6 protein-coding genes are annotated in these 5,960 nt (G+C 69.7%); 1 reads left to right on the forward strand and 5 read right to left on the reverse strand.

The window, feature by feature from the left end; translation table 11 throughout:
- Positions 1–187: 187 nt before the first annotated feature.
- The 5 genes from ACXJKL_RS12410 to ACXJKL_RS12430 all read right to left on the reverse strand — a co-directional run bounded on the left by ACXJKL_RS12410 (position 188) and on the right by ACXJKL_RS12430 (position 3,903).
- Positions 188–1,276: a flavin-containing monooxygenase gene (locus tag ACXJKL_RS12410; RefSeq protein WP_457207354.1), complete on the reverse strand. Its 1,089-nt coding sequence runs from the start codon at positions 1,274–1,276 to the stop codon at positions 188–190.
- A gap of 18 nt (positions 1,277–1,294) precedes the next feature.
- A complete protein-coding gene (locus ACXJKL_RS12415) occupies positions 1,295–1,462 on the reverse strand; it encodes a hypothetical protein (protein ID WP_457207355.1) in 168 nt (55 codons plus the stop codon).
- 304 nt (positions 1,463–1,766) lie between these two features.
- Positions 1,767–1,973, reverse strand: a complete 207-nt coding sequence (locus tag ACXJKL_RS12420) for a heavy-metal-associated domain-containing protein (protein ID WP_457207356.1) — start codon at positions 1,971–1,973, stop codon at positions 1,767–1,769.
- Between the two features lie 103 nt (positions 1,974–2,076).
- Complete coding sequence (locus tag ACXJKL_RS12425) at positions 2,077–3,549, reverse strand: MFS transporter (RefSeq protein ID WP_457207357.1); 1,473 nt, start codon at positions 3,547–3,549, stop codon at positions 2,077–2,079.
- 51 nt (positions 3,550–3,600) lie between these two features.
- Positions 3,601–3,903, reverse strand: coding sequence for a heavy-metal-associated domain-containing protein (locus ACXJKL_RS12430; protein WP_457207358.1), 303 nt, complete (start codon positions 3,901–3,903; stop codon positions 3,601–3,603).
- A gap of 270 nt (positions 3,904–4,173) precedes the next feature.
- On the opposite strand from ACXJKL_RS12430, the gene ACXJKL_RS12435 reads away from it, so the two are divergent.
- Positions 4,174–5,793, forward strand: a complete 1,620-nt coding sequence (locus ACXJKL_RS12435) for an alpha/beta fold hydrolase (RefSeq protein WP_457207359.1) — start codon at positions 4,174–4,176, stop codon at positions 5,791–5,793.
- Positions 5,794–5,960: the final 167 nt, after the last annotated feature.

Consider the following 5,960-nt stretch of genomic DNA (forward strand, 5'->3'; position numbering starts at 1 on the left):
GTGATGTCGGGTGCGGTGGTGGTCATGCCGAGCTCCAAGGTTCAGTGAGGTCTAAGCGGGGTCTGGGCGGGTCTGGGCGGGTCTGGGCGAGGTCCGATGAGACGAGGTTGTGCATGGGCTCTGTCCGGTCGCTGTCCATCTGGTGTGCTGCGGCAGGAGCGAGCGCTTGAAGGAGGTGGCGGGCGGCTCAGCCCACGAGGTCCTTGACGTGCTGGGGGCGTGCGGCCGCGAGCTGGTCGGCGACCCAGGCGGCGTCGGACTGGACGAACCCGAGCAGCGCTGAGCCGCGGGTGTGCTGCCAGGGCAGCCCGACGAACGCCAGTCCAGGCACGGCGGTGATGCCTCGCCGGTGTCGGAGACGCCCTTGCTCGTCGAAGGCATCGGGGATGTCGAGCCAGGAGTAGTCGGCGCGGAACCCTGTGGCCCACACGACGACCGCGGCGCGGACCGAGCTGCCGTCCTGGAAGGTGACCAGATCGCCGTCTATTGAGATCACGCGCTCCCGGATATGGACACCGGCGCTGCGCAGCCGCTTGAGGGGCGTGCCGATGACGAGGTCGCTGCGGTCCCGCATGCGGCGCGCTAGCCGCGACTCGACGGTCTTGTCCATCAGCCCCAGGCGGGTCAACCACCAGAACAGGTCACGGCCAAGAAACCGCTGCGGGAGCTGCCGAGGCACCGTTCCAACCGCCAGGGTCACCGCGCGGGTCGCGGCGAGCTCCTCGGCGATCTGTCGACCCGAGTTCCYGGCCCCGACGACGAGGACTGGCCCGGCTGGCAGGTCATCGGGGTTGCGGTACTCCGCGCTGTGGCGTTGCGCCACGTCGATCGAGAGTCCTGCAGCGACGCCGGGGATGACGGGGTCCTGGAACGGGCCGGTGGCGATGACGACCTGTCGTGTCGTCAGCGGACCGTCGTCGGCGTGGATGACGAATCCGTTGGTGCCCTGCTCGATGCGGGCGACCGGGCAGTTCAGCCGGACGGGGAGCGCGAAGTGGGTGGCGTAGGCGCGGAGATAGTCCGCGACCATGTCCTTGGTCGGGTACGTCCCGTCCGGCGCGGGGAACGGCATGCCGGGAAGGGCGTCGTGCTCGGCAGGAGTGAACAGGTGCAGCGAATCCCATCGGGTGCGCCACGACTCGCCCACTCCGGAGCCAGCGTCGAGCAGCAGGAAGTTCGCGCCTTGGCGTGCGAGGTGGTAGCCGACGGCGAGCCCGGCCTGGCCGGCGCCAACGACGATGACGTCGTAGGGCTGCGAGGGGGCGGAGGCGGTCATGTCGAGTCCTTCGGGTGCTCAGTGGCGGGGTGCGGGCTGTCGCGGCGACGGGAGGACCAGCCGCAACTCGGGGACGGTGAGGGGCGCTCGGGAGAAGTCGCCGGCGTAGTAGCCGTTGTGCGGATGCCGAGGAGCGCCGCCGGTGTAGGTGCGCGACTCTTCTTCGACGAATCGTGACGAGGCCATCTCGAACACTTCCTTCGACAGTTCTGGACGGGCGCCGGGATGTCCGGGCCGGGTTGATGACCTCAGGCTGCGTGAGCTGCCTTGCCCTGACCTGTCCGACCACTGTCCCGAGTCCCGGCCGTGCAGACAGGAGATGAACCGGCCGGTGGGCTGGCACGCTCACCGCACACCGACTCTCTGAAGCGCGGCACGCGCTCCAGAGAGTCGTGAGGGCTGCGCGAGTTGCGCAGGGAGGGTGGTGAGCCGCGCCCCGGCGGGGGGTGGGGGTGGGGGGTTCCTGCCACCGGGGCGCGGCGCTTGTGGGTCAGGCGAGCGCGAAGCCGGCCTCCTCGACGGCCTCGCGCAAGACCGTGGTGGGCACGGGCTGCTCGGCGGTGACGCGAACGGCTCCGGTGCTGACATCAACGTCGACGTCGGTGACGCCGGCGATGGCGCTGACCTCGGTGCGAATGGCGCGGGCGCAGTGGTCGCAGGTCATGCCGTTGACGTGGTGGGTCTCGGTGTAGCTCATGACGTTCCTTCGGTGTTGGCTCCCGGACTGGTGGCCCGGGAGATGGGTGGGTGCCGGTGGTGTCCGGCGAGGTCGGGCCGGCACGGTCGCCGGCCCGACCGGGTCATGCGGCGGCGTGCTCGGACTGCTCGGAGTCGCCGGCCGGGGCGGGTTCGGCACCGGCGGTGGGCGCCTGCGGGTTCTGAAGCGAAGCCCAGGCGATGACAGCCCCGACGGCTGCGATGCCGGCAGCGCCGAGGAGCCCGGCTGAGAACCCGTCGGCGAGAGCGCCCGCATCGCCAGCCTGGTCGGCGCCGAACGCCGCAGCGACTGCGGTCATCGCGGCCAGACCGAGGGCGGAACCGACCTGGTAGTTCGTGTTGACGATGCCGGCTGCGAGGCCGCCTTCCTCCGGGTCGGCCGAGGACAACGCCATCCCGAGCGAGGGGATGAATGCCATCGCCATGCCGGCGGCGGCGACGAGGCTGGCGCCCAGCACGTCGGCGGTGAAGCTGCCGTCGGGGCGGATGAACGACAGCCAGATCAAGCCTCCGGACAGGGTGGCGAGCCCCGCAACCGTCATGGCCTTCGGGCCGAACCGGGCGATGAGCCGCGGAGCGGCGACGACCATCCCGACCATGATGGTCACGGTCAACGGAAGCAACGCCGCACCGCTGGCGAATGCCCCCAGGCCGAGGACCTGTTGGAGGTAGAGGTTGAGGAAGAAGAACATCGGAATCCAGGCGGCACCGAGCATGAACTGCGCGGCGTTAGCGGCGGCGAGGTTCGGTGCCGAGAAGATGCCGAGGCGCATCAGCGGTTCGCGCAGCCTGGCCTGAAGGGCGACGAACAGGCCGAGCAGGGCGAGTCCGCCGAGTCCCGCGACCAGCGTCGAGGTGGAGGCCCACCCTTCTTGCGGGGCACGCACGACGGCGAACACGACGGCGGCGAGCCCGGCCGTGACGGTGGCAGCGCTGACGATGTCCAGCGACCCGCGTCGAGGCGCCCCCGAGGGCATGACGGAACGGGTGAGCACGACCACCGCGACGGCCAGGGGGACGTTGATGAAGAACACCCACGGCCAGGACGCGTACTCGGTGAGGACGCCGCCGAGGAACACGCCAGCGGTCCCGCCGGTCGGTGCCGCGGCGCCGTACAGGGCCAGCGCCTTCGTGAGCTCCTTCGGCGAGGAACCGAAGGTCATGAACAGCAGGGTGAGCGAGGCTGGGGCGATGAGCGCAGACCCAGCGCCTTGCACGCTGCGACCGACGAGCTCGACCGGGACGTTGCCCGCAAAACCCGCCAAGAGCGACCCGGCGGCAAGGACGACCCAGCCGGTGGTGAAGATGCGGCGCGCCCCGAACAGGTCAGAGAGGCGACCACCGAGAAGCAGGAGACCGCCGAAAGCGACGACGTAGGCGTTGAAGACCCAACTGAGCCCCTGCGGAGTGAACCCGAGGTCGCGCTGCATCTTCGGCAACGCGACGCCGATGATGGAGGTGTCCATGATGACCATGAACTGCGCCGCAGCGATGACGCCCAAAGCAACCCATCGGCGGCTGCTTCGGGCTTCCCCGGCGGAAGGCGTTGTAGACATGACGTGCCCTTCTGTAGTGCGGTCTAGCCGTAGTCGGCTCTGACACCACGGTCACGGGGACCGCTTGCTGACTGCTGTCTCATTCCTGTCGTCCGTCTGGCGTCCGTCCCCGTCGCCCTCCAAAGCGCCCGCCGAAGCGTCCATGGTGGCCTCGGCTAGCTGGGGGACGTAGGTGGTGCCGGCAAACGCGGCGAGGACATCGGCCAGCTGCATTGAGCCCGACAGATGGACCGTGCAGTCGCGCGCGTTGGCGCTTACGGTCTGCACACCAGGGATGTCACGGACCAGGCCAGTCACTTCGCGAACGCAACGACGGCAGCCCATGCCGGCAACAACCAGATGGATGTGACGCATGTCGGACCCACTCCTTGAGACTCCTCCGCTCTGACCAGGTCAGCGTGGGGGGTAGGACTGTCCGCCCGCTGTCCAACTCCTCGGGCCCCCTGCGGGCCCGCCCACAGCTGGTCACGACCGAGGACGGGACTCTCGGGCCGGCGTAGCTCAGCGGCAACAGCGGCAACGGGGTCGACGAGGGCGTTGAGCGCGACGGGGGCAATGCCCTCCTAGCAGCCCCTGCTCCCTGCCCGACGGGACCCTGCATCTCTTACGTCTACGGGCGGCGACATGGCTGCAGCTCCCGGACGTGCGCCAGTTGTCCAGGGAGTGCTGGAGCGGACAGCGCCCGGACAGTCACCGGCAAGGCCGTCGATTGAACCTGAGCACCACAAGCGGCGGCCCCAACGTGCAGTCGCCCCACCCGAGACAACGAAGGAAGTGCTCGACATGGTTGCTGCACCCTCCACCGACGCGGCCGGCCGAGCGACTTCGACAGTCCCGGCTCACGAYGACGACAGCGCAACGGTCCGAACTTCAGCCCAGGGCCGGCGGGCCCGTCCGAACACCACGACGCCCTCCAAGAAGGCGAAGCGACGCCTCGGCCGCATCGTCGTCGGCTCCCTCGTAGGCGGGCTCCTCGCCGCGACGGGTCTCGCGGCCCTGCCGATCATCCCGGCCGAACCGAGCGAGCTCACGGGAGCGGTGCTCTGCGGGTTCGCCCTAGGGTGGACGATGCTCGCCGCGCTCTCGAGCCGGTTCACCGACCAGCCGCAGCGCTGGGCGCGGGTCCCAGCACTGGTCATGGGCCTGAGCGGGCTGACGCTAGCCACGTTCGGCGCCAATGCCGACGACGCGCTCAGCTGGGTGTGGCCGCCAGCCGCCATCGCACTGAGCGTCTGGATGGTCTTGCGCATCCGACGAGACCTGGGCAGCCGGCTCGGACGCTGGCTCCTCTACCCGACAGTCGTACTCCTCGGCGTCGTCTCACTGGGAGCCGGAACTGACGTAATTCTCTCCGCAGCCGCACCGCAGCCACYGATGCCCGGCCGGCTGGTCGACGTGGGGGGACACCGCCTTCACCTGAACTGCACCGGCTCGGGTAGCCCCACCGTCGTGCTCGAGCCAGGTGCGGGCATGTCGTCCTCAACGCTCGGCTGGGTAGCGCCCGCCGTGGCCCGTGAGACCCGCGTCTGCGTCTACGACCGCGCGGGACGCGGATGGAGCGACCCAGCCGACACCACCCAGGACGCCACCCAGATCGCCGCCGACCTTCACACGCTGCTCCACCGTGCAGACGAACCCGGCCCCTACGTGCTGGCTGGTCACTCCTTCGGGGGCCTGTACAGCCTCACCTTCGCCGCCCAGTACCCCACCGATGTAGCCGGGATGGTGCTGATCGACTCCACCGCACCGGCGTCGTCGTCGAACCAGCCGCCCACCTCCACTGCCGCGGCGCCCACACGCTCGGGCGGCTCGATGGACCGCATCTCAGCGCTTCTGTCCCAAACCGCGCGCTTCGGTCTGATGCGGCTAGTCGTCGGTGCCAGCGGAGCGACCCTGCCGCCGGCTTCTGAGGACGCAGCACGCGCGAGCTCCGTGACCAGTCAGCACCTGCGCAGCACCATCGACGAGTACCTCCAGGGAGGTGCCTCCGCGAAGGAAGCCACCGCGCTCACCACCCTCAACGACGAACCCCTGTACGTGCTGACCGCCGGTGAGGGCAGCAGCCCGGGCTGGATGGCGAAGCAGAACCAGCTCGCCACCCTGTCCACCAACAGCGCCCACCACGTCGTCACCGGCGCATTCCACGTCGACCTGCTCATCGAGCAACGTGCCGCGGCTGCCACCTCCCAGGCCGTCCTCGACGTCGTCGCGTCCGTGCGCACTGGGACGCCCCTCGAGAAGTGACCGATCGGTCCCTGCACAGACGGTCCCCGCGCACCCCGAACCCGAGCCGGACCGCTCCCTGAACCCGCTCGAACCCACTTGAACCTGCCTGAGCCCCATCCGAGCCGCATCGAAGGAGTCAACCCCGCATGGCTCGACCTAGCACCACCACCGCAGCCTCCGCGAAC

This window comes from Nocardioides sp. P5_C9_2, assembly GCF_054049555.1.